The organism is Campylobacter concisus (genome assembly GCF_002913745.1).
Lineage (GTDB): Bacteria > Campylobacterota > Campylobacteria > Campylobacterales > Campylobacteraceae > Campylobacter_A > Campylobacter_A concisus_R.
Genome location: NZ_PPCG01000034.1, coordinates 1 through 22984, shown reverse-complemented (window position 1 = coordinate 22984; position 22984 = coordinate 1). Strand labels below are relative to the sequence as shown.

25 protein-coding genes are annotated in these 22984 nt (G+C 40.4%); 13 read left to right on the top strand and 12 right to left on the bottom strand.

Annotated elements, in window-relative coordinates:
* Positions 1-15 precede the first annotated feature (15 nt).
* Together CYO90_RS04760 and CYO90_RS04755 are read left to right on the top strand one after the other, a co-directional pair.
* Entirely contained in the window at positions 16-576 is a 561-nt protein-coding gene (locus tag CYO90_RS04760) for an NAD(P)H-dependent oxidoreductase (RefSeq protein ID WP_103578655.1), read from the top strand.
* Positions 573-803 carry a DUF2798 domain-containing protein gene (locus CYO90_RS04755; protein WP_103578654.1) on the top strand — a complete coding sequence of 77 codons (231 nt, stop codon included), beginning with the start codon at positions 573-575 and terminating at the stop codon, positions 801-803. Before CYO90_RS04760 ends, CYO90_RS04755 begins: the two co-directional genes overlap by 4 nt.
* A gap of 38 nt (positions 804-841) precedes the next feature.
* On the opposite strand, the gene CYO90_RS04750 is transcribed toward CYO90_RS04755, so the two are convergent.
* On the bottom strand, positions 842-1132 hold the full coding sequence (locus CYO90_RS04750; RefSeq protein ID WP_002940734.1) for a DUF5339 domain-containing protein: 291 nt from the start codon (positions 1130-1132) through the stop codon (positions 842-844).
* A gap of 110 nt (positions 1133-1242) precedes the next feature.
* A complete protein-coding gene (locus CYO90_RS04745; protein WP_103578653.1) occupies positions 1243-1887 on the bottom strand; it encodes a ferritin family protein in 645 nt (214 codons plus the stop codon).
* Between the two features lie 231 nt (positions 1888-2118).
* Between CYO90_RS04745 and CYO90_RS04740 the strand changes: the two genes are divergently transcribed.
* From CYO90_RS04740 to CYO90_RS04715, 6 genes are all read left to right on the top strand, one after another.
* Positions 2119-2775, top strand: coding sequence for a thiol:disulfide interchange protein DsbA/DsbL (locus CYO90_RS04740; protein ID WP_103578652.1), 657 nt, complete (start codon positions 2119-2121; stop codon positions 2773-2775).
* An 8-nt stretch (positions 2776-2783) separates the two neighbouring features.
* A complete protein-coding gene (gene dsbI, locus CYO90_RS04735; protein WP_103578651.1) occupies positions 2784-3404 on the top strand; it encodes a protein-disulfide oxidoreductase DsbI in 621 nt (206 codons plus the stop codon).
* A gap of 47 nt (positions 3405-3451) precedes the next feature.
* Positions 3452-5101 (top strand): sensor histidine kinase, encoded by a 1650-nt coding sequence (locus tag CYO90_RS04730; RefSeq protein ID WP_103578650.1) that lies wholly within the window; start codon positions 3452-3454, stop codon positions 5099-5101.
* Positions 5102-5104: 3 nt separating this feature from the next.
* On the top strand, positions 5105-5800 hold the full coding sequence (locus CYO90_RS04725) for a response regulator transcription factor (RefSeq protein WP_103578649.1): 696 nt from the start codon (positions 5105-5107) through the stop codon (positions 5798-5800).
* A gap of 44 nt (positions 5801-5844) precedes the next feature.
* Positions 5845-6381, top strand: a complete 537-nt coding sequence (locus CYO90_RS04720) for a hypothetical protein (protein ID WP_103578648.1) — start codon at positions 5845-5847, stop codon at positions 6379-6381.
* 87 nt (positions 6382-6468) lie between these two features.
* Positions 6469-7203: a hydroxymethylpyrimidine/phosphomethylpyrimidine kinase gene (locus CYO90_RS04715; protein ID WP_103578647.1), complete on the top strand. Its 735-nt coding sequence runs from the start codon at positions 6469-6471 to the stop codon at positions 7201-7203.
* 42 nt (positions 7204-7245) lie between these two features.
* Here CYO90_RS04715 and ilvD read toward each other — a convergent pair whose 3' ends face one another.
* The 4 genes from ilvD to CYO90_RS04690 all read right to left on the bottom strand — a co-directional run bounded on the left by ilvD (position 7246) and on the right by CYO90_RS04690 (position 12730).
* Positions 7246-8919 carry a dihydroxy-acid dehydratase gene (gene ilvD, locus CYO90_RS04710; protein ID WP_103578646.1) on the bottom strand — a complete coding sequence of 558 codons (1674 nt, stop codon included), beginning with the start codon at positions 8917-8919 and terminating at the stop codon, positions 7246-7248.
* Positions 8920-9860: 941 nt separating this feature from the next.
* Positions 9861-10985, bottom strand: coding sequence for a cytochrome d ubiquinol oxidase subunit II (locus CYO90_RS04700; RefSeq protein WP_103578644.1), 1125 nt, complete (start codon positions 10983-10985; stop codon positions 9861-9863).
* A complete protein-coding gene (locus CYO90_RS04695; protein WP_103578643.1) occupies positions 10978-12513 on the bottom strand; it encodes a cytochrome ubiquinol oxidase subunit I in 1536 nt (511 codons plus the stop codon). Before CYO90_RS04695 ends, CYO90_RS04700 begins: the two co-directional genes overlap by 8 nt.
* 1 nt (position 12514) lies before the next feature.
* The gene (locus tag CYO90_RS04690) at positions 12515-12730 is read right to left on the bottom strand and encodes a DUF4492 domain-containing protein (RefSeq protein ID WP_009295224.1); all 216 of its coding nucleotides are present in this window, start codon (positions 12728-12730) and stop codon (positions 12515-12517) included.
* Positions 12731-12856: 126 nt separating this feature from the next.
* Between CYO90_RS04690 and CYO90_RS04685 the strand changes: the two genes are divergently transcribed.
* From CYO90_RS04685 to CYO90_RS04665, 5 genes are all read left to right on the top strand, one after another.
* The gene (locus CYO90_RS04685) at positions 12857-14491 is read left to right on the top strand and encodes a CTP synthase (protein ID WP_103578642.1); all 1635 of its coding nucleotides are present in this window, start codon (positions 12857-12859) and stop codon (positions 14489-14491) included.
* 81 nt (positions 14492-14572) lie between these two features.
* Positions 14573-15145 (top strand): hypothetical protein, encoded by a 573-nt coding sequence (locus tag CYO90_RS04680; RefSeq protein WP_103578641.1) that lies wholly within the window; start codon positions 14573-14575, stop codon positions 15143-15145.
* Positions 15146-15457: 312 nt separating this feature from the next.
* Positions 15458-17032: a single-stranded-DNA-specific exonuclease RecJ gene (gene recJ / locus CYO90_RS04675; RefSeq protein WP_103578640.1), complete on the top strand. Its 1575-nt coding sequence runs from the start codon at positions 15458-15460 to the stop codon at positions 17030-17032.
* Positions 17033-17124: 92 nt separating this feature from the next.
* Positions 17125-17370, top strand: a complete 246-nt coding sequence (locus CYO90_RS04670) for a hypothetical protein (RefSeq protein WP_002940613.1) — start codon at positions 17125-17127, stop codon at positions 17368-17370.
* Positions 17371-17490: 120 nt separating this feature from the next.
* Positions 17491-17973, top strand: a complete 483-nt coding sequence (locus CYO90_RS04665; protein WP_103578639.1) for a hypothetical protein — start codon at positions 17491-17493, stop codon at positions 17971-17973.
* Positions 17974-17992: 19 nt separating this feature from the next.
* Here CYO90_RS04665 and CYO90_RS04660 read toward each other — a convergent pair whose 3' ends face one another.
* The 6 genes from CYO90_RS04660 to CYO90_RS04635 all read right to left on the bottom strand — a co-directional run.
* Positions 17993-18625 (bottom strand): protein-L-isoaspartate(D-aspartate) O-methyltransferase, encoded by a 633-nt coding sequence (locus CYO90_RS04660; RefSeq protein WP_103578638.1) that lies wholly within the window; start codon positions 18623-18625, stop codon positions 17993-17995.
* Between the two features lie 60 nt (positions 18626-18685).
* Positions 18686-19453, bottom strand: a complete 768-nt coding sequence (locus CYO90_RS04655) for a carbon-nitrogen hydrolase family protein (RefSeq protein ID WP_103578637.1) — start codon at positions 19451-19453, stop codon at positions 18686-18688.
* Positions 19454-19945, bottom strand: a complete 492-nt coding sequence (locus CYO90_RS04650) for a hypothetical protein (RefSeq protein WP_181000211.1) — start codon at positions 19943-19945, stop codon at positions 19454-19456.
* Entirely contained in the window at positions 19932-20954 is a 1023-nt protein-coding gene (locus CYO90_RS04645; protein ID WP_009494790.1) for a ribonucleotide-diphosphate reductase subunit beta, read from the bottom strand. Before CYO90_RS04645 ends, CYO90_RS04650 begins: the two co-directional genes overlap by 14 nt.
* Before the next feature lie 71 nt (positions 20955-21025).
* Positions 21026-22150: a PepSY-associated TM helix domain-containing protein gene (locus CYO90_RS04640; RefSeq protein ID WP_103578635.1), complete on the bottom strand. Its 1125-nt coding sequence runs from the start codon at positions 22148-22150 to the stop codon at positions 21026-21028.
* A gap of 80 nt (positions 22151-22230) precedes the next feature.
* The coding region (locus CYO90_RS04635; RefSeq protein WP_258030656.1) for a hypothetical protein at positions 22231-22984 on the bottom strand (754 nt) is incomplete at its 5' end.

Below are 22984 nucleotides of genomic sequence, written 5' to 3'. Positions count from 1 at the left end.
ATTTAAGGAGAGAAAATGAGTGAAATTTTAGTCGTATCAGGTCACACTGACCTTGAAAATTCCTTTGCGAATAAGATCATCTTGGACGAGCTAAAAAAGCACTTGCCAGAGGCTAAATTTGACATACTAAGCGAGCTTTATAAAAACTACGCTATCGATGTAAAAGACGAGCAAGAAAAGCTAGTAAAGGCTGATGTGATCGCGCTTGTTTATCCATTTTTCTGGTATGGTGTGCCTTCGCTTTTGCAAAAGTGGTTTGAAGATGTGCTAGTTCATGGCTTCTCTCACGGCAGCAAGGGAGATAAGCTACATGGCAAAAAGCTAGTGCTTTCATTTACCTCTGGCGCGCCTGAGGAGCTTTATAAAAAAGAGGCGCTTCAGCGCTATGAGATAGAGGAGTTTTTGCCGCCGCTTAAGGCGCTAGCAAATATGTGTGGCATGGAGTTTGCAGGCTATGTTTATAGCGGAGGGCTATCGTATCAGAGCAGGCACGATGAGGCAAAGCTTGCTTTGATGAGGCAAAAGGCGCTTGATCACGCAAAGAGGCTAGAGGAGCTGATAGGTAAAATTTCATGATACCGGCGAAATTTTATAGATATGTTTTTGCGTTTATAATGTCAGCATTTATGGCGTTTTTTATGTCGTTTGTGCTGACATATTTTAACCTAGGCTTTATAGATGGCTTTGTGCAAATTTGGCTAATTGCTTATGTAAAAGCCTTTGTAGTGGCATATCCTGTGCTTTTGCTAGTTTCGCCGTCTGTTGCAAAGATCACGCAAAATTTATGTAAAAAAGAGGGGTAAATTTAAAGTGTGGCTAGAGAGCCTAGCCACATGGAGTTTTATTTTAAAAGACCTTGTTTTTTCATTTGATCCATTACTTGAGCAAACATCTCTTTAGCTTGTTTGCAAGTAGCGTCTTGTTGCTCTTTTGGTAAAGAAGCTAGTTGATCCATTGATTGTTTCTTTTGATCTTCATACATTTTTACTTGTTGCTCTTGACCAGCTTGTTTGTAAGCTTCGACCATTTTGTCAATGTCTGAGAAGTAAGACTTGCAAGTATCTGTAAGATCTGCAGCGTTTAGGCTTAATGCAAAGCCAAGAGTAGCTAAAACTAAAAGTGATTTTTTCATCTCTTTCTCCTTGTGAAAATTTAAGGAGATTATATAACTTTTTTATTTTAAATAGATTTAAATTTATTAAATTTAGCCAAGACAAGCGCCTTGGCTAAAATTTTGGCTTTTTAGCCTAAGAATTCGCGTTTAAAATACTCTTTTGGAGCTTTGCAAAGTGGGCAAGCGCCTGGAGCTTTTTTGCCTCTGTGAACGTGTCCGCACACCTCGCAAACCCAGATGTCCTCTTCGTCGCTCTCAAAAAAGCCCTCTTCATCAAGCATCTTTTTAAGCTCTAAATACTCTCTTTCATGCTCAACTTCGACCTTGCCAATCGCGTTAAATAGCCTCTCAACATCTCTTAGCTCTTCTTCTTTTGCGATCTTTGCAAAGTCTGGATACATCGTTGTATGCTCGTAGTTTTCGCCAGCTGCAGCGTCAAGTAAATTTTTATCCATCTTATCGATCGGATCGTTCATTATCTCGTGATATTTCTTAAATTCAGCCCTTGCGTGCCATTTCTCGTTTTCAGCTGCTTCATAAAAGTGTCTAGCTATCGCGTGATAGCCTGCTTCTTTAGCTAGGTCGCCGTAAAGCTCATACTTGTTTCTAGCTTGTGACTCGCCAGCAAATGCCTTCATCAAATTTACCGCTGTTAAATTTTCAGTGATGCATTTCATCTCTTCGCCGCAACAGGTTAGTGTGCCACCGCCAACTTTTTGAACCTCGATCTCGTTGCCGCATTTCTCGCATTTGTATGTTTCGTATTGTCTCATTTTGACTCCTATTTTGATAAAATTTGAGCGGATTATAACCAAATAATTAAAATATGTAAATAATAATTTTTATTGATAACGTATATTATTTTTATAAATTTAACAAAAAACCAAATCCATCATCATAAATTTAAAAAAGATAAATTTCAGCCAAAATTTATTCTAGCGTTAAAAGTGCGGTTGAGCTTGGTTGTAGAATAACTCAAAATAAATCATCCAAAGGAGATCATCATGAGTTTTCTATCTAAATTTAGTAAGGCTATCTTTGCCGTTGCAGTTGCTGGTGCGATCAGTGCTAGTGCATTTAGTGAGGGCGAGGACTACGTCAAGCTTGAAAAGCCACTAAGTGTCGGACAAAATACGCTAGTTAAAATTTTTAACTACGCTTGCCCATTTTGCTACAAATACGACAAGAGCGTCACTCCAAAGGTAGTTGAGAAAATCCCTGGACTAAAATATGAGCCATTTCACCTAAAGACAAAGGGCGATTACGGCGAGGTTGCTAGCAAGGTCTTTGCTGTGCTTATCGTTATGGACGAGGCAAAGGGAGTGAGCTTGTTTGATGAAAATTCGCTATTTAAAAAGGCTAAATTTGCCTACTATAAAGCTTATCATGACAAAAAAGAGCGCTGGAGCGATGGCAAAGACGTTGAGGGCTTTTTAAAGACTGGGCTTGATGCAGCTGGTGTTAGCAAGGCTGATTATGAAAAAGAGCTGGCTAATCCAAAAGTAGCCGAGCTTTTAAAAATTTGGGACGAGAGCTATGACGTGGCTAAAATTCAAGGCGTGCCAGCATTTGTCGTAAATGGCAAATACCTTATCATGACAAAATCAATCAGCTCGCTTGACGGCATGGCAGCACTCATCGAAGAGCTTCTTAAAAAATAAGGCGCCACATGAGCTTTTTTAAAAAAATGGCTAAATTTCAAGACTCACGCATCTCTTGGGCGATCTTAGTCTTTGTAAGCGTCGCGCTTGTCGTTATCGCGCACTCGCTCTTTCAAAACTACGCTTATATGCCTCCTTGCGAGCAGTGCGTCTATATACGTTTTGCCTTTTTGTGTATGGCGCTTGGCGGCGTGATCGCTATCATAAATCCAAAAAATTTACTCTTTGCCCTTGTTGGCTACGTCTTTGCCTTTTGGGGAGCGGTGCAGGGCATAATGTATAGCGTGAAGCTAGCCAAAATCCACGATGCAGTGCATGGCGATGATCCTTTTGGCGTGCAGGGCTGCTCGACTGAGCCGCACTATCCATTTGGCTTGCCACTTGAGAAGTGGGCGCCTGACTGGTTTATGCCGACAGGTGATTGTGGCTATGACAGCCCTATGGTGCCTGATGGCGCGGTGCTAAGCGATTTGCAAAAGAGCATAGTGGATCTTTACGCAGATGGCTGGTATCTTGTGCCGTCTTCTAAATTTATGTCGATGGCGGATTGCACGCTGCTTGGCTTTGGCATTTGCTTTGTTGTGCTTGCACTTATGCTTGTTTCAAAGCTCTTATCTTTTATGAAATAAATTTTAGTTAGCCCTATTTTTGGGCTAACTTAGGATATACTGCGCGCATGGGTATTAATTTAAAATCACAAAATATTAAAATTTATGCGATCATCTTGCTAGCAAGTCTCTTTGTCGTGCTTCTTGGGCTAAATAGCTACAACAAAGCAAAAGAAAAGATCATCGAGCTATCTGATAAAAACAACATCGCAGTTAGTAAAAACATCGTTAGCAACTTTCAAATTTGGCTTGATGAGCGCTTAAATTCACTCATTCGTGCGTCAAAATTTATCCAAAACTCTGGCATCATAGATGACGATACTAGGGTGGCAAATTTCATAAAGCTCTTTAAAGAAAATGCAAAAGAATTTGATCTCATGCAGCTTCTAAGAGAGGATGGCGAGATCTTTGTAGATGGGCAAAAGATATCAGAAGAGGTGATGTCAAAGCGTGAGCGATCAGGGCTTATCTGGTATGTCGAGACAAAAAATACAAATGCCCCAAGCGTAAATTTCATGCAAAATCATAAAATTTTAAAGGACTCAACTTTAAATTTATGCGTGCCAGTTGAAAAGGATGATAAATTTGAGGCGGCACTTTGCGGTGTCGTGCGCATAGGCACTATCTTTGATAGCATCAAAAACTTTAGCCTTGCGCCAAATTCTTACTCATTTTTAGTAACTCACAGCGGCGAGATCCTCACATCGATGGCTGATGCGACGCTTAAAAGAGAGATCGAGGAGAAATTTAAGGAGCTATTTTTAAAAGATGAGGACATCACTAGCCTAAAGATAGGGCAAAATTTGATCCAAGTAGCCGAGATACCGACGATGAACTGGTTTATCGGAGCTGGCACAAACAACGAAGAAGAAATTTTAGCCATGACAAGAGAGGCGCTAAAAAACGCTCTAAATTTACTCTTTGCCTTCGTCGCACTTGCATTTTTGGCAAACAGCCTGCACAACTTCATGTATAACAAGATAAAAAAGGTGCAAGACGAGTACGAGACCTTGCTAGCGCACAGAGCCAAGATGAGCGAGGCTGGAGAGCTCATAAGTGGCATAAGTCATCAGTTCATCCAGCCAGTAAATTCGCTAAAACTGATGCTAAGCTCGGCGATAATGCTAAAAAAAGAGGGCAAGCTAAGCGATGAGGAGCTTTTAAATTTACTAGAAAAAGGGCAAAGCTCGATTGAGCTACTTTCAAAAACAATCGAAATTTTTAGAAATTTTTACAAAAGCGCTGAAAATGTGAGCGAATTTGATATCCAAACAAGCGTTAGAAATTTAATAACACTTATGCACACAGAGCTCAGCCGTGCAAATGTGAGCGTGAAATTTAGCGGTTTTGAAGAGATGAAGGTCTGTCAGATAGAAAACATCATCCAGCAAATTTTACTAATCCTAATCCACAACGCAAAAGACTCACTAGTTGAGAGCTACAAAGATGAGCCACTAAAACGCGTCATAGAGCTAAAATTTAGAAGCTTTGAAGATAAGTGCTACATCGGCGTTTATGATAATGGTGGCGGCGTGAGCTACGAGATGAGTAAGAAAATTTTTACATGGCTAAACACGACTAAAAAGCAAGGAAATGGCATAGGACTTTACTTTACTAAAAAGCTCGCGCGCGAGAAGCTAAATGGCGACATCACGCTTGTGCACAACCTAAAGCCAACGATTTTTGAGCTAAGCTTTGAGAAGAATTTAAAGGGTTAAAAGATGCAAGAGGCGTTAGAAATTTTAAAAAAAGTATCTATCTTAGTAGCTGAAGATGACGAGATGGCAAGGGAGCTCATCATCACTGGACTTAAGCCATACTGCGATCAGGTCGTAGGCGCAAAAGATGGGCAAGATGGACTGGAGAAATTTAAAAAACAAGGCTTTGACATCGTGATGAGCGACATTCACATGCCAGTGCTAAATGGCTTTGAGATGATGAATGAGATAAAAAAGCTAAAACCTCATCAGAAATTTATCGTCTTTACCTCTTATGATAGCGATGAAAATTTGATCAAGAGCTATGAGCAGGGTGCGACCTTGTTTTTGAAAAAACCTATCGATATAAAGGATCTTAGATCGATGTTAATAAGCCTAAGCTTTGAGCGAGATGAGAAGCTAGTGCGCTTAAGTGATGAGGTGAGCATAAATTTAAAAAGAGAGAAAATTTATAAAAACGGCAGCGAGCTATACCTTAGCTTTTTGCAAAATAAGATATTTTGGCTATTTGCTTACAACCTAAACAAGCTTGTCACCTACGAGATGATAGAGGAATTTGTCTATGATAGCACCGAGGTGAGCAAGGCTGCGATACAAAATGTCGTGCTTCGCCTAAAACGCGAGCTTGGCTTGAAATTTAAAAATATCAGCGAGAGTGGGTATATCTTAGTTGTACCTGAGTACAATATACAAATTTGATAAAAAATACTAAAATACATCAAAATCAAAAATAAGGAATAAAGATGACAGCTATAGCTGGTAAGGTAAAAAGCGTCACATCTGATGTTATAGCGATAGATAAAAATGATCACATAAGAGTTCTAAATGTAAATGATGAGGTTTATATTGGAGAGAGCATAAAAGGCGAGAGCCAGAGTGCTAGTGTGACTATTACGGCATTAGATGGCAATGATATATCTTTAAGTGGATATGACACGATATGGCTTGATAGTAGCGTGGTAAGTGCTGATACTAGCGCTGAAAATAGTATCGATACTGATGCGCTTTTTAGAGCACTTATTGGAGAGAACTATACTGATATACTTGATCATATGAACGAAAAAGTAGAAGATATACTCACAAAAATAGAGGTAAAAGAGATAGAGAGTAGTACTAATAGTCAAGAGATTGACGAAAATTTATCAGATAAATATAATGTAAACAAAGATATTTTATCTGACTCAAACGAGCTAAAAGTAGATAACTCTTATGAGCATGCAAATTTTGACGCAACTACGATATATATCGAGATTGATAACGATCTAAACAAACTTTCATAAATTTGAGCCGCTTGGCTCAAATCCTTTTAAAAACTCAAATTTAACTAACATCTCTTATAATAAGCTAAAATTTACAAAAGGAAAATGATGAAAAAAATTCTAATCATCGCAGGCTCTTGCAATAGCGGCACAGCAGGGCTTCAAGCCGATATAAAGACATGTGCTAGGTTAAATTGTTACAGCGCAACGGCGGTTACTTCGCTAGTTGCTGAGACCACAGACGCGATAAAAAGCGTAGTTTGTCTTGAATCTAGCTTTGTTAAAGACGAGCTTTGCACGCTTGCTGAGGAATTTAGCTTTGATGCCATAAAGATCGGCATGCTCTTTAGCGAGGAGATAATGGACGTGGTGCATGAGTTTTTGCTCACCCAAAAGTGCAAGATCGTGCTTGATCCAGTCTGCGTCTCAAAGAGCGGCCACAAACTCATAAAAGATAGCGCAGTAGAGAAGCTAAAGGAGCTAATGAAGCTTGCTACCGTCGCCACGCCAAATTTAGACGAGGCAAATGTCCTTTTTGGAGGGAATTTCAAAGATCTGCCTTGCGATATCATCGTGAAAAAACATGTAAGTGAGGATAGCAGCATAGATACGCTTTATAGAAAAGATGGCTCACTGCAAAATTTCAAAACTCCGCTTGCTAACCCGCTTGTGATGAGCGGCACTGGTTGCACTTTCTCAACAGCACTTGCTTGCTACATTGCAAAGGGTAAGAGCTTGGAGGAGGCCATAGGGCTTTCAAAAGAGTATATTTGTCAGGTTATAAAAGAGAGTATCGATACAAAACTAGGCAAAAACCGCCTACTTTGGCATGGGGTGAAGTAAATTTAAGCCTAAAATTTAGGCTTAAATTTGATAGTTTTTAGCTTACGCCTCTAATATCGCTCCGTTGCTTGCGTTTGTGACTAGTTTTTGATACTGCCTTAGCCAGCGAGAGGTTAGCGCCTTATCGACTGGTTTAAATTCCGCTCTTCTCTTTGCTATCTCAGCTTCGCTTAGGCGAACGTTTATCTCGTATTTATCGACGTCTATATCGATGATGTCGCCATCTTGTAGCAAGCCTATCATGCCGCCCTCGGCTGCTTCTGGACTTACATGGCCGATGCTTAGACCCCTTGTCGCCCCGCTAAAGCGACCATCTGTGATGAGCGCCACGTCTGCGCCAAGTCCTCGTCCCATGATGAGCGAAGTAGGGCTTAGCATCTCTTGCATGCCAGGGCCTCCACGTGGGCCTTCGTAACGTATGACGACGACGTCGCCTTTATCTACTTTGCCACTTGAGATGCCAGCTATCGCTTCATCTTGTGAGTTAAAGCAGACCGCTTTGCCGCTAAATTTACGCTCGCCAACGATGCCAGCTGTCTTGATGACACAGCCTTGCTCGGCTAAATTTCCAAACAAAATGGCAAGTCCGCCAACTTGCGAATAGGCATTTTCCACTTTGTGGATAACGCTTTCGTCTTTGATGTCGCTGGCACGTACGCGCTCGCCCAAAGTTTCGCCGCTAACTGTTAGGTTGTCCAAATTTAGCATGCCATGGTCTCTGCGTGAAATTTCTTTTATCACCGCATTCATACCGCCAGCTCTGCCGACATCCTCCATGTGCACGTTTGGCAAGCTTGGGCTGATCTTAGCGATGTGAGCGATGTTTTGGCTGATCTTGTTTAGCTCTTTGATGTCTAAATTTACGCCAGCTTCTCTTGAGATAGCTAACATGTGAAGGACGGTGTTGCTGCTGCCACCCATCGCCATATCAACGACAAGTGCGTTGCGGATCGCCTTTTCATTTAGTATGTTTCTTATCTTAAATTTCTCATCAAGGGCGATCTGACAGATCCTGCGAGCAGCCTGCCTGATGAGCTCCTCACGCTCTGGAGTTAGTGCTAGGATGGTGCCGTTGCCAGGGAGCGCTATGCCCATCGCTTCGCAAAGTGTGTTCATAGAATTTGCTGTAAACATACCGCTACAGCTGCCGCCACTTGGACATGCATTGCACTCGATATCTCTTAGCTCAGCCTCGTCTATCTCTTTGGTCTCAAATTTACCAACCGCCTCAAACGCAGTCGCAAGATCGATCGGCCTGCCATCTTTTGTGTGACCTTTTTTCATCGGGCCGCCGCTTACGAAAATGGTCGGGACATTGACCCTTAAAGCACCCATAACCATGCCAGGGACGATCTTGTCGCAGTTTGGCATACAAACAAGCGCGTCAAGTGCGTGCGCATTCATCACGGTCTCGATAGAATTTGCGATGATCTCGCGGCTAGGCAAGCTATATAGCATGCCCCCATGCCCCATCGCTATGCCGTCATCCACGCCGATGCAGTTAAACTCAAACGGCACACAGCCATTTTTGCGAATTTCGTCTTTTAAAATTTGTGCGTATTTGTTTAAGAAAAAGTGCCCAGGAATAATCTCTATAAAGCTGTTTGCAACGCCGATAAATGGCTTAGCAAAGTCCTCGTCTTTTAGTCCAGTCGCGCGTAAAAGTGAGCGGTGTGGGGCTCTTGTGTAGCCTTTTTTGATTATATCGCTTCTCAAATTTGATCCTTTTTTAAAATTTGAGAGGATTTTATCACATCTAAAGTATCAAAAATTTTAAAAGTTTTTACAAAATTTAAAAGAAAATTTTTAATAAGTTTTATAACGCAAATAACACGTTAAATTTAACTCTCTCTTAAAAGATAAGACGTATAAAATGAAATTTGCTTCATTTTGATCAAAATGATATATAAATTGATAACTTAAATTGTCACATATGTCACAAATACCAATTTAAAAGGCTTTGTCGTACCTAGATATAATAATATACAAATCAAAGAGTTAATCATAAAATATTTTTGAGATTAATTTATATCAAGAAGATACTTTGTTCATTTGTTTGCACTGAAGAAATCGGATATGTGCAAAGTAAAAAAACAAAAATTTACTCGATGAAGTAAATGAAACAATAGATTTTATATTTAGAACCTGTAACAGAAATGGCGGCACGAAGAAGGCTTTAGAAGATAAAAAGCTAAGTAGAGAAATTTTAAAAAATAAATTTAAATCGATCTTTTTAAAATTTGGCCAGATAGATGAGGCTAGTTTTAAGAGCGCAATCCTTGCAAATGAGGAAGCAAAAGAGCTAAACGAGATAGCGATGGCTCTTGAGATAGATGAAGATGTAAGCTTGCTAGAGCTAGAGCGAGCGATAAATTTTGACCTAACTAGCCTCAAAGAAGAAATTTATAAATTTCAACATAATAATTAATACACTCGGTGTGAGAGAGGGGTCTCACACCAAATATTATGCTTATATAATTTTTATTTCATGGATTTTTGTAAGAGTTGTTTATCTATATAAATTTAGGAGCAAATGCCCCTAAATTTTAGTTATTTGCGTCAAATTTCTTAAGAGAAAAAAGAACAAATTTATAGCTAGCAAACAATGTCACTGGCCAAAGTATCAAAAAAATTCCTGCTTCTAACATCTTTTATCCTTAGTATGCGTGATGATCGTTTTTGATCTCATCTTGCGTGATCTTCTTGCTATCTATCGCTCGCCAGACGACGATGATATAAGTAAGCACTACTGGTACTAGCAAGCTAACATATGCCATAACTCCAAGTGTATAGTGGCTAGAGCTTGCATTTTTGATAGTTAACGAGCTAGCAAGGTCGCTAAATGATGGATAAAATGCTGTGCCATTTAGGCCTGTTATCAAAAATAGCGCAGTCACAGCTAGTGTTACGCCAACGCCGTAAGCAAAAATTCCACGGATACTTTTTGTAAATGCCCCTTGGAAAATTCCAACAAGTACCAAAACAACGCCAACAAGAAGCAATATGCCAACGATAGGCATCTCGATCAAATTTATAGCGTATTTGTAAGGCACAAGGCTAACTACGCCGTTTGCGTCGTATGCAAAGCCATCTTTTGTAAGTATCCACGCAAGAAATCCTAAGAAAAATGGCAAGAATAGCACGGTGTTGATAAGCAGCTGTTTTCTAGCGTTTTGTATAAACTCGCCATCAGCGATGTTGTTTATAAGATATAAGCAGCCACCTACGCGAGATAAGAAAAACATCGCTATGCCAAGCAAATACAAGTAAGGATTTGCTAGTGCTTCAAGACCGCGAAATGGAGTCTTCCACTCGACAAAGTTGTGCTCATTTAACACAAAGTCACTACCGCTAAAGAATGTACTAACTGCCATGCCAATAAGTATAACGCCAAGTGAGCCATTTATGAAAAGGAAAATTTCATAAGTTCTAGCGCCTAAGAAGTTATCAGGCTTTTTGCGGTACTCGTAGCTTACAGCTTGGATGATAAAGCAAAACAAAATAGCCAGCCAAACCCAGTAAGCGCCGCCAAAACTAGTAGCGTAAAATAGTGGGAACGCTGCAAAGCACGCACCACCAAACATAACAAGCGTCGTAAATGTAAGTTCCCATTTTCTACCGATAGAATTTATGAGCATATCTTTTTTAAGCTCGTCTTTGCCAAGGCTAAAGATGAGCGACTGGCCGCCTTGAACAAACATCATAAAGACTAAAAGTCCGCCAAGAAGGCTAACTATAAACCACCAATAAATTTGTAAATTTTCTAAGCTTAAACTATGCATGGTCGTTAAATCCTATCTTTATTTGCTTAAGCATGATTTTGATCTCGGCTATCAGCAAGACCGTAAATAAAACAGCAAATAATATAAATGAAATTTTGATATTTGAGTCAGATAAATTTGTAGCTCCAACGCCAACGGTCATGAGATCTTGTATCACCCATGGCTGACGACCGACCTCTGCTACTATCCAGCCAGCCTCAGCTGCGATGTAGCCAAGCGGTATGGTAAAGAGGCAGATCCACAAAAACGCTCTTATGTTTTCAAATTTATATTTTCTTGAGAGATTTAGATAGAGCGTAATAGCAAAAAGAGCTATGAAGTAAGTGCCAAGAGCGACCATGATATGGAAGCTATAAAATGTAAGCGCAACTGGTGGCACAGCCTCTTTTGCGTCTTTAAGATAGCCATATCCTAAGAAATTTAGGTTACTTTCTAAATTTGAAAGAGAAGTTTTCATTAGGCTCTCGTCATTTGCTTTTTTGGCTTCTTTGTAGTTTTTGAGAGCTTCGATAGCTACTTTGCCTTTTGCCATCTTCTCTTCTACGCTTATTAGATTGTGCTCGCTATTGCCATAAAGTAGGTCATTTATACCTGGTGTAAATGAGTCAAGCTCTCTGTTTGCCATAATGCCAAGTGCGTAAGGCACCTTTATCTCAAGCAAAAATGGCTCGCTCTCGTCGCCAAGCTCTTTAGCTAGGTTTAAAATACCAGCGGCAACTAGACCAGCGTTTTTCTCGCCATTATAAAGTCCCTCCATTGCAGCAAGCTTCATAGGCTGCTTTTGAGCTGCAAGATATGCGCTTTCATCGCCGCTAAGTAGTAAAAATGCCGATGTGATAAGGCCAAATGCACTAGCAACGACGATGCTTTTTTTAGCTAGTAAGATGTGGCGTTTTTGGATCAAAAACCAAGCTGAAATTCCTATCACAAAAAGAGCCGAGATAGTGTAGCCGCTAGTTACTGTGTGTAAAAATTTAGTTATGCCAAGTGGATTTAGTGCGACTTCGAAGAAATTTTGCATCTCCATTCTAGCGGTATCTGGGTTAAATTTCATGCCTATTGGATACTGCATCCAGCCATTTGCGATCAAGATCCAAAGTGCGCTTAAATTTGAACCGATCGCGACAAGCCAAGTTGAAAATAGGTGAAATTTCTTGCTAACTTTATCCCAGCCAAAAAACATAATGGCAAAAAATGTACTCTCCATGAAAAATGCTAGCAAGCCTTCAATCGCAAGTGGAGCGCCAAATATATCGCCTACAAACCAGCTATAATTCGCCCAGTTTGTACCAAACTCAAACTCCATAATGATGCCAGTTGCCACACCGATAGCGAAATTTATACCAAAGAGCTTTAGCCAAAATTTCGTTATCTCAAGCCAGACTTTATCGCCAGTTTTGACATATATCGTCTCCATAATGGCGATAATAAAACTTAGCCCCAACGTAAGCGGGACAAACAAAAAGTGGTAAATGGCAGTCAGCGCAAACTGAGCCCTAGACCAATCAACAAAATCCATCTCAGACATTTTATTCCTTTATTAAATTACGAATTACAAATTCGCTTTTTTCTTCGTCGGTTTGAAATTTGGTATTAAGAGTTTCATCAAAGATGAAGACCTTTAATATCCCAAACATAATGATAAGCTTTATCGCTATGAGAAGCCATAGTTTCTTGCCTATTTTCATATTTTTAAAGCCGTCTATATATAAAGAGGCGATGTTTTTTAAGCAGTTTTTAATCATGATGTTGAAGTCTATAACAAAAAAACTTAAAGAATAATTTTTAAAAATTGCAAGATTAATGCCTTACTAAATATTTAAGGGGTATAATCGGCAGATTAAAAAATAACTAAAGTTAAGGAAAATTTGATGGCAAAAGAGACGAAGTACATTTTTATCACAGGTGGCGTTTTAAGCTCACTTGGAAAAGGCATCGCAGCTGCGTCTATCGCGACATTACTTAAAAATTCTGGCTTAAAGGTGAGCGTTTTAAAAGCTGACCCATATATCAACGTAGATCCAGGCACGATGAGCCCGCTAGAACACGGCGAAGTCTTCGTCACAGACGATGGCGCTGAGACTGATCTTGACCTTGGTCACTACGAGAGATTTTTAGATGAGAGCCTAAGTCAGGACAATAACTTCACAACAGGTAGAGTTTATAGCTCAGTTATCGAAAAAGAGCGCCGTGGTGACTATCTTGGAAAGACTATACAAGTGATCCCTCACATCGTTGGCGAGATAGTTGATCGTATCAAAAAAGCAGGCGAGGGCAAAGATGTACTCATCGTTGAGATCGGCGGAACCGTTGGCGACATCGAGGGACTACCATTTTTAGAGGCGATAAGAGCGCTAAGAGTAGAAGTTGGCAAAAAAAGAGCGCTAAATATCCACCTAACACTCGTGCCATTTATCAAAGTAGCTGGCGAGCTAAAGACAAAGCCAACCCAGCACAGCGTAGGCGAGCTAAGACGCATAGGTATAAGCCCAGATATCATCATCTGCAGGTCTGAAATGCCGCTAAACCGCGAGCTAAAAGATAAGATCGCAGCAAGCTGTGGTGTGGAGAAAAACTGCGTCATAGAAAGCTTAGACAGCGCAAGCATCTATCAAATTCCACTTTCATTTTTAAAACAAGATATATTAACGCCGATCGCTGAAAATTTAGGCTTTGGTGAGCTAAAACCAGACATGGCAAACTGGGATAGTCTAGTAAAAAGGATCATCGCTCCAACAAACGAAACAACGATTGCTTTTGTAGGTAAATATATCGATCTAAAAGAGAGCTACAAGAGCCTAACTGAGGGCATCATCCACGCTGGAGCAAATTTGGACGCCAGGGTAAATTTACGCTGGATAGATAGCGAAAAGATAGAAGAGAGCAACGTAAGCGAGCTTTTAAAAGACGTAGATGGCATCTTAGTAGCTGGCGGTTTTGGCGAAAGAGGCGTTTTAGGCAAGATGCAGGCCATAAAATTTGCTCGTGAAAATAAGATCCCATATCTTGGAATTTGCCTTGGTATGCAGCTAGCGATGATCGAGTTTGCAAGGGATGTTTTGGGCTTAGAAGATGCAAATTCTATGGAATTTAACAAAGAGTGCAAAAATCCTATCATATATCTAATAGATAGCTTCATTGATGCCCACGGCAAAAAGCAGATAAGAACGCACACAAGCCCACTTGGCGGCACTATGAGGCTAGGTGCTTACAACTGTGACATCAAGCCAAAGACGCTTTTAGCTGAAATTTATGGCAACGCAAAGAGCGTAAAAGAGCGCCACCGCCACCGCTACGAGGCAAATCCAAAATATAAAGAGGTCTTTGAAAAGGCTGGCCTTATAGTAAGTGGCGAAAGCGACGGACTAGTAGAGGCGATCGAACTAAAAGGCCATCCGTGGTTTGTAGGCGTGCAGTGTCACCCTGAATTTACTAGCCGCTTAACTAGACCAAATCCTGTGATACTAGGCTTTATAAAAGCAAGCTTGGCTAATCACGTAAAATGATAAATTTGCAAAAAGTATTTAAGTAAAAATAAAGTATATGATACATAGAATTGCACCATAGTTACTATTGAAGGGATTAATATGAAAAATTGTGTTTTAAAAGGTGTTTTAGCACTTTCACTTGCTAGCTCATTTGCATTGGCTGAAGGTGGATTTGCTGGAGTTGAGGGTGGCTATGATTTTAACTCAAAGCTAACTGGTGGTTTAAAAGATAATAGACCAAATATAGGAATAAAGGGTGGTTATGACTTTGATATAGCTAGAGTTTATGGTGGATACTTCTACCATGCTAAAGCTAAAGATAGCCATGGCAGTATAGTGGATGCAAAATGGACAAATCATAAATTTGTAGTAGGTGGCGACTATACACCAACTATAACTGAAGACTGGAAATTAATTGCTGGCCTTTATACTGGTCTTTCAACAATAAATTTTAATGCTTATAATAATAGAGGTACTGTTATAGAGATGTATGATGTTACAAAAGTTGGTTGGCTATTGGGTGCTAAAGTAGGTGGCGAGTATAGTTTTGATAAAAATAATGCACTTGAATTCGGCTTAAAAACTGATAAAGCTTGGTATCCTTCAGCGTATAATCTCGATTTTAAATCGACAGATGTTGGCGCTTACCTAGGCTACACATATAAATTTTAATTTTTGGGGTCTTATGACCCCTTATTTTTACTTAAAATTTCTCTCATTTTTTACTTCAAATTTACAATGGCTAATTTATAAAGAGTATCAATTTAACAAAAGTTTTTTGCCCTAAAAATCTTACTTTCAATGAAAATTATAAGAAATTAAATTTCAAAAAGATATAATCAAAGCATTCAAAATAAAGACGAAAGATTACGATGAAAAAAAAGTATTTTTGTTGCCAAATTTTTGGCAGTTTGGGCGTAAATTTAAGTGAGCAAATAGCATTAGTAAAAGTTGGCAGGGCGTCAAAAAGTCCTTGCCAAAGCTATGTTAACTAAAGAGGATATTAGGAATTTACTAGCACGTAGATTTTGTAACGACATACACAAAAAACTTAGTGAAATTCCAACGCCAAGCGCTCTAAAGGATATCTACAAAGGCGCTAATCGCATCAAAGAAGCGATCGAGAGAAACGAACATATCGCTATTGTTGGCGATTATGACGTTGATGGAGTGGTTTCAAGTGTGATTTTAGCCGAGTTTTTTGATGATCTTGGCGTAAAAAACTACCTAGTAAAGATCCCAAACCGCTTTAAAGACGGATACGGCTTAAATCCTGAGATCATCGACGAGCTTGCAAGCGATGTGAGTCTAATAATCACCGTCGATAACGGCATCTCAGCAAATGAGGCAGCTAGCATCTGCAAAGAAAAAGGCATCGATCTTATCATCACAGATCACCACATGCCACCAGCCGTTTTACCAGAAGCATACGCCATCATCAATCCAAAACAAGAGGACTGCAACTTTCCAAATATCGAAATTTGCGGTGCTGAAGTGGCTTGGTATTTGGTTGGAGCGCTAAAGGATGTTTGCAAGCTAAACTACGATATGAGTAAGTTTTTAGAGCTTTTAGCCATCGCGATAATCGCTGATATGATGGAGCTAAGAGATATGAACAGGATGCTCGTTCGCATGGGTATTTGCAAGCTAAATGCCTCGAAGCGCTCGGCATTTTGCGTCATAAAAGAGTTTTACGGCAAGGATAAATTTGAGTGTGATGATATCAGCTTTCTTATAGCGCCTCTTATAAATTCAGCCGGACGCATGGATGATGCGATGAATTCATTTAACTTCTTGCGTGCAAAGAGCATAGAAGAGGCTTACAACTACCTTGATACGATCATTGAATTTAACAACTCCAGAAAAGAGGAGGAGCGCCAACTCTTTGAGTGCTCGCTAAAGGACGTAAAAGAGGACGATGAGGTCATCATCACTTGGGGCGAGCAGTGGCATGAGGGTGTGATAGGCATCGTAGCCAGCCGCCTGGCAAAGCACTTTGCAAAGCCGGCTATCGTCTTTAGCATCGATAAAGGCCGCGCAAAGGGCAGTGCCAGAAGCGTTGGCAAGCTTGACATCTTGTCACTCATCGCAAGCCACGAAGATCTACTAACAAGCTACGGCGGTCACAAAGGTGCAGCAGGGCTAACTCTTGCGCCTGAAAATTTGGAAAAATTTAAAGATGCTATAAATAAAAGCTGCTCATGCCTAAATATGCAAGAGTGCAAAAGCTCAGATGAGCTACTTGGCGACATAATGCCAAGCGAGATCGACTTTGAACTACTTGAAATTTTGGAATTTTATGAGCCGTATGGACAGAAAAATCCACGTCCAGTCTTTAAGATAGAAAATGCTGTCGTGAAAAACGAGAGGCTCATAGGCAGGGATCAAAACCACTTAAAACTAATCTTGCAAAAAGACAACAAGACGCTTGAGGCGCTATTTTTCAACTTCACAAGAAACGTTAGAGTAGGCGAAATGATAGATATCATCTTTTGCGTATCTAAAAATTCGTTCCGCGGACTTGTTACGCCACAGCTTCTCATAAGAGAAATTTTATAGCATTTTGCCTAGTCGTTTGAAATTTAACCACTAAATATCTTTAAAACCAAAATGCTGACTACACTCCAAACATCACAGAAAACTTTAAAGCCGTGCTTGGTGGTTATGCTGGTCTTGGTTATCTAAGTGTTAGACAAAGCTTTGAAAACGAAACTAGCAAGAAAAATTTCAAAGGTTTGTTAGTTGGTGCAAAAGCTGGCGGTCAGTACTCATTTGACGCTCACAACGCGCTTGAGTTTGGTTTAAAAGCTGATAAGACATTTTATAAGAAAAATAGCGGCGCCCAGCTAAGAGATACAAGCGTGGGAATTTACACAGGCTACACTTATAAATTCTAATTCAAGGCAAGGCTTAGGCTTTGCCACTCCAAAAAAACTCAAATTTATTCTTTAAATTTATAACTCAAGCAACCTTTAAGTGATGCAGGGTAGAATGGCTCTAATATAAAAAGGAGAAAAATGAAAACCAAATCGCTTTTTGCCATTGTGCTCTGTGCCGTTTTTAGTAGCTTTGCCTTTTGCGAACCAAAAAGCGAGCCAACGCTAACAAAAAGTAGAAATTTAGTTGGTCAGACGGTGCCAGGCGCTATTTTGGGCGTTAAGGTGCCAAAGGAGTATCAAGCGAAATTTGATAGCGCAAAACCTAGGATGCAGGAATTTTTAGCAAATATGGCATGCTATAAGGCTAATAAAAATGATAAATTTATGGAAAGTGGCACAAGGGCACCTACGCTAAGAAGAGATGATAGCTATTCAAAAAGGGCTAGTAGCACTTGTAGCGACAACGTCGATATCTTGAGTATAGAAAATGTGAAATTTATCGCCAAAAACGCATTTAGTTTTAGCGTTACATTTATCACAGCAGATGGCGAAGAAACTACAAAATTTGATGATATTATATTTACGCAGCACCCTAGCGGCGAGTGGCTGGTTAGGTGGTAGTTGTAGAGGCAAAAAGCCTCTACTCTCTGCCCTCAAGAAGTGGCACGAAAAGGCACTCGTCTAAAAACTCTTTTTCTAAATTCCCACTCTCGTCTTTTCTAAATTTAGCGATAAACTGCTTGCCATCTCTTTTCATCGGAGCGACCAAGATGCCGCCATTTTTTAGTTGAGCGAATAAATTTGTCGAGATCTCATCAGCAGCAGCCGAGAGTAAAATCCTATCAAACGGCGCGTAGCTTCGCCAGCCGTTGTTGCCATCATCATATCTTACGTGTACGTTTTTGATCTTTAGCGCCTCAAAGCGTTTTTTAGCCTCCATGGCTAGCTTTTCTATACGCTCGACGCTAAAAATTCTATGCGCGAGCTTGCTTAGTATCGCTGCTTGATAGCCGCTGCCACAGCCTATTTCTAGGATGTTATCCACGTTTTCACACTCCAGCGCCATCGTCATCTTTGCCACCGTTAGTGGCGAGCTGATCCACTGGTTGCCCAGTATCGGCTGCGCGTCAAGCTTGTAAGCATGTGCAGGGATAGGCACGAAAATTTCACGCTCAGTTGTTGATATCGCGTCAAACAAAAGCGGACTTAGCGTGATCTCATCGGCTATGTCGCTAGCTAAATTTTGGCATTTTATCGCTTCTAATTGGGTCAAAATTTATATCCTAAACAAATTTTAAATCATTATTATACGATTTAAAGCTTATCTTAAAATTTATAAAAGACCTAAATTTTTCTTTATCTGCGCTATCAAATTTGTGTCAAAAACTGCGCTTGCTTCTAGCGTGCCATCTGGCAAAAAGACCCCAGCGAGCTCAAGATCAAGCGAGCTTGAGATCATGACGTAGCAGTTATTTGCGATCGCAAGCGCCTTGCAAAGGCTAAGGTAGGCGTCCTCTCTAGCCTTGCCCCACATGGCTGGCACCATGATGATGTCGCACCCTCTTAGTTTTGCCCAAAGCCTGCTATCACGCAGCTCAAAGCATATAAGCACGCCAAGCTTTAGTCCTTTAAATGTAAATGCATTTATATCGCTCACCTCGCCAGCCGCAAAGATCTCGTGCTCTAAATTTGGCCTAAAAAGCTCAGCCTTAAACTGCGAATGAAAGACGTTGTTTGAGTTAAGAAGTAAAAATTCGTTATAAATTTTTGGTTGGTGCGGATTTAGATTTGAAATTTGAGCGAGCCCTGCGCTTTTGTTTAGGCTGCTAAGGTGCGTAAAACCAAGAAATTTATCCGGGCTAAGCACCTCTTGCAAGCGCTCAAGCAGCATCGCATCAAAGCTGCCTATCATACCACCAAGCATCGCTTTGTTCGCCCCAGCAAAAAAGCCGTCAAAGTCGTAGCCACTGATGCAAAGCTCGCTTGCAAGCAGGAGAGAGTTTTCAGGCGCAGTCTCAACTAAATTTGCAAGCTCTTCTAGCCGCTCGGTAGCATTTTTTGCCTTTAAAGTTAGGCTTATTAGGTTTAAATTTTCGCTCATTTATTTTTCAAATACAAATGTCACAGGTTTTTCATCATGGCAGTCTTTTGGAATTTTGCAGTTTATATCCGTGCCACCGATGTTTGGTGTAGCTTTTAAAATAACGCTTATAGCTGTGATCTTGTCATCGCGCTGCGAGAGTGGATCATTAAAAACCCAGACCTCAAAGCCTAGACCTCTAGCCTCATCATGTGAAACTACTCTTACCTCTTTTAGGTCTTTTGCTTCAAAGCCGCACTGCTTGTTTATGCCAAGCATCACGTCATTTCCTAGCACTGATCCTAGTGGAGCAAAACTTGGTGCAATTTCGCCGTTTGGCATCTCTTGATAGACTTCCGCTTGGCTTGTCTCTTTTATCTTGACAAGCTTGTAAGCGTAGAAATTTTCGAGATTATTTTTATTTGCTTGATCAATTATCCTTTGACTACTACTCGCACACCCCACAAAAAGCACACAGGCAAGGGCTAAGATGCCATTTTTAAAAGTCATCAAAGCTGATGCTTCCCTTGCTGTAGTTTGTCACCTTTGCTTCAAAGAAATTTGACTTTTGGTCGTTAAATTTAGCAAAGTCATCGACCCATTTGATCGGGTGAGCGACGTTGTATTTGCGTTTTAGGCCGATCGCAACTAGGCGCTGGTCGATGAGATAGTGGATGTACTGCTCGATGATATCGTCGGTAAAGCCCATTATCTGGTTTTGGGTGATATATTTTCCCCATTTGATCTCTAAATTTCCAGCTTTTTCAAACATATCATAAATTTTTGCCTCAGTCTCAGGCGTGAAAAGGTCGGGTCTCTCTTTGCGGACTGAATTTATCATGTTTTGAAACAAAAGCAGGTGCGTGATCTCGTCGCGTTGGATGAAGCGTATCATCTGCGCTGAGCCTAGCATTTTGCCAGCGCGAGCTAGAGCGTAGATCGCTGTAAAGCCGCTGTAAAAGTAGATGCCCTCTAAAATTTGGTTCGCAACCATCGCAAGAAGCAGCTTCTCGTCAGTCACTTCGCCTGCAAGCTCTTCATAGACGCTTGAGATGTAGTCGTTTTTCTCGCGCAAGACGTCGTCGTGTTTCTCCATCTCGTAGATGAGGTCGGTATTGTCGCAGATCGCCTCGACCATGACAGCGTAAGACTTGCTGTGATTCGCCTCTTCGTAGGCTTGGCGGCTTAGTACGGCGTTGATCTCTGGAGCTGTGATGTAAGGGTTGATGTTGTCAGCTAGGTTGTTTGTCTGAAAGCTATCCATCGAGATGAGCTGGCTCCAAACTAGGTCGTACATGCGTTTTTCAGCCTCTGTGAGGTTGTAGGCGTAGTCGCGCACGTCGTCGGTGGTATCGACCTCTTTTGGAAACCAGGTGTTTGCCTCCATGAGGTCCCAAAGCTTTAACGCCCACTCGTATTTTGCCTTGGTGAAATTTAAAATGCCGTGTGGGTTGCCGTTAAAGACTCTTCTGTCGGTCAAATTTTCATTTGAACTTGGGTTGTAGATGCGTTTTCTATTCATAAATTTCTCTCTTGTTTGTGGTAAAAATTTCTTAAAATCTTACCCAAAGCAAGGTAAAAATTTACTTTTATTTATATGGCTTTGCTCCTTTTTATGGTCATCAAAAAGCCAGTTATTATTAGTAAAACGGCGATCACGCAAGAGATGGCAAAGACGATCTGACCGACCTCGCCAAACATCTCTCCAGTGTGCAAGTTAAGCACCTTGCGGCCAGCCTTTTTTGCCTCTGGGATGCTCTCAGCCTTGCTAACAAGCTTATTTTCTTTGATCTTTCCAGCGCTCGCGTCAAGCTTTAGTTTGCCCACTTGGCTCTCGCTAGTTTCGTAGTTTATGGTGTAGGTGCTTTGGTTGTTTTCAGGCACGTTTATTGTGAGTGATTTTAGCTCTAGCGTGACATTGTCTTTAAAAATTTGCTCCGCAGTCTCGATCTCTTTAAATTTATCATCGCTTATAGGGATTAAATTTCTTTGAGGCATTGCCCTTTGCGCTTGGCTTGGTTTTAGCTCGAAAAATACGCTATTTACGCTGTTTCTGACCCAGCCATAAGACCAGTAAAGCCCAGTTAGCGACATCACGACAAGCAGGATCGCCACGTAGGTGCCAAGGCTTGTGTGGAGGTTGTAAAAGCAGGCGTAGCCCTTTGTGTTTGTTTTGATCTTTAGCGAATTTAGTAAATTTCGCTTGATCGCTGGGGCGTAGAGGATGAGGCCGCTGATGGCAAGAAGCGCCATGATGATGGAGCTAATGGCGACTATTTGTTTGCCGATGTTGGCTGGGACCTTGCTATCAAGCAGAGCAAGGCCTAAATTTCTATGTAGGCTTAGTATTATCATGCGAGTTTTCTCACCCCAGTCTTCGCTGATCACCTCGCCACTTCTTGGATCGATGAAGAAATTTAAGGGCTTTTTATCTTTAGTAACGCTGATGCTGTAAGCTTTGTTTTCGCCGCCGATTTGCACGTTTTCAAGCGTGTCAAATTTGATCTCACTTTTTGCTTTGGCGAGGATCTCGCTTAAGCTTAAATTTGGCTTTTCGCTAGGCGTTAAATTTATATATTTTTCATTTATCGCAGACTTAATCTCCTCTCTATAAGAGGCAAATGGCGCTGCAAGTGTCATGATAAGTAGCGGTATAGTCGCGATCAGACCGATTATTAGATGGATGTTGAAAATGATTTTATTACGCTTGAAAAGCATATATCTCCTTTTAATTTTAATAACGAATATTAATTTATTTTTTGTTAAGCAGAGATAAAATTTAGAAGATTATTTTTAAGTTATCTAGAAGTGATTTTGGATTTTGCGGCTGGCAAAAGTAGCTCAAATGTTGAAATAGCAGCATTTAGATCTTTTTTGTCTAAAAATCTAAACGGCCTTAGCAGGTAGTAAAGTGGCTTAAATTTCACTATTAATCGCAAAGAGTGCTCATAAATTTCACTGCCATTAGCCTTAATGTACTCATCAATCGCCTCCTTTACAAGCTCGTTTGAAATTTTTTGTCGGTAGAGCTCGTGAATGAAAACTAGCAGATCACGGCACTTTCTAAGCTCTAGATCATCGCTAAAAAATTTTGACTCAAAATCAAGAAATTTTATCTCGTCATTTTTTATGGCGATATCTCTAAGTGCCGGGCGTCCGTGCGCGAAATTTAATGCGTGAAGTCCAGCTAATGCGCGGGCTGCTTTTAGTAAAATTTCATGCTTAAATTTTTCATCGGTGCTATATTTAAATAGTCTAGAAACTGGCTCACCAACATCTTCTATAACGAAAAATTCATCACTTTTTAGCACGAGTTTTGGAACAGGGGCATTTGCTTCGTTTAAAATTTCAAGCTTTTTTATCTCGACCGCAAATGACCTATAAGGGTTTGGTTTAAAAATTTTAGTTAAAAAGCTGCCTTCAATGCTCTTTTCAATGCGCTTTAACCAAAATTTTTGCCCATCAAATTCAAAGCTAAATACACGCTCATCATGGTGATTTTTTAAAATTTCATTTACATATTGTTTTAAATTTTGCATGTTGTAAATGTAG

Coding starts and splice junctions, on each gene's coding strand:
- CYO90_RS04760 (WP_103578655.1), top strand. CDS start 16: ATGAGTGAAATTTTAGTCGTATCAGGTCACACTGACCTTGAAAATTCC.
- CYO90_RS04755 (WP_103578654.1), top strand. CDS start 573: ATGATACCGGCGAAATTTTATAGATATGTTTTTGCGTTTATAATGTCA.
- CYO90_RS04750 (WP_002940734.1), bottom strand. CDS start 1,132: ATGAAAAAATCACTTTTAGTTTTAGCTACTCTTGGCTTTGCATTAAGC.
- CYO90_RS04745 (WP_103578653.1), bottom strand. CDS start 1,887: ATGAGACAATACGAAACATACAAATGCGAGAAATGCGGCAACGAGATC.
- CYO90_RS04740 (WP_103578652.1), top strand. CDS start 2,119: ATGAGTTTTCTATCTAAATTTAGTAAGGCTATCTTTGCCGTTGCAGTT.
- dsbI (WP_103578651.1), top strand. CDS start 2,784: ATGAGCTTTTTTAAAAAAATGGCTAAATTTCAAGACTCACGCATCTCT.
- CYO90_RS04730 (WP_103578650.1), top strand. CDS start 3,452: ATGGGTATTAATTTAAAATCACAAAATATTAAAATTTATGCGATCATC.
- CYO90_RS04725 (WP_103578649.1), top strand. CDS start 5,105: ATGCAAGAGGCGTTAGAAATTTTAAAAAAAGTATCTATCTTAGTAGCT.
- CYO90_RS04720 (WP_103578648.1), top strand. CDS start 5,845: ATGACAGCTATAGCTGGTAAGGTAAAAAGCGTCACATCTGATGTTATA.
- CYO90_RS04715 (WP_103578647.1), top strand. CDS start 6,469: ATGAAAAAAATTCTAATCATCGCAGGCTCTTGCAATAGCGGCACAGCA.
- CYO90_RS04700 (WP_103578644.1), bottom strand. CDS start 10,985: ATGCATAGTTTAAGCTTAGAAAATTTACAAATTTATTGGTGGTTTATA.
- CYO90_RS04695 (WP_103578643.1), bottom strand. CDS start 12,513: ATGTCTGAGATGGATTTTGTTGATTGGTCTAGGGCTCAGTTTGCGCTG.
- CYO90_RS04690 (WP_009295224.1), bottom strand. CDS start 12,730: ATGATTAAAAACTGCTTAAAAAACATCGCCTCTTTATATATAGACGGC.
- CYO90_RS04685 (WP_103578642.1), top strand. CDS start 12,857: ATGGCAAAAGAGACGAAGTACATTTTTATCACAGGTGGCGTTTTAAGC.
- CYO90_RS04680 (WP_103578641.1), top strand. CDS start 14,573: ATGAAAAATTGTGTTTTAAAAGGTGTTTTAGCACTTTCACTTGCTAGC.
- recJ (WP_103578640.1), top strand. CDS start 15,458: ATGTTAACTAAAGAGGATATTAGGAATTTACTAGCACGTAGATTTTGT.
- CYO90_RS04665 (WP_103578639.1), top strand. CDS start 17,491: ATGAAAACCAAATCGCTTTTTGCCATTGTGCTCTGTGCCGTTTTTAGT.
- CYO90_RS04655 (WP_103578637.1), bottom strand. CDS start 19,453: ATGAGCGAAAATTTAAACCTAATAAGCCTAACTTTAAAGGCAAAAAAT.
- CYO90_RS04645 (WP_009494790.1), bottom strand. CDS start 20,954: ATGAATAGAAAACGCATCTACAACCCAAGTTCAAATGAAAATTTGACC.
- CYO90_RS04640 (WP_103578635.1), bottom strand. CDS start 22,150: ATGCTTTTCAAGCGTAATAAAATCATTTTCAACATCCATCTAATAATC.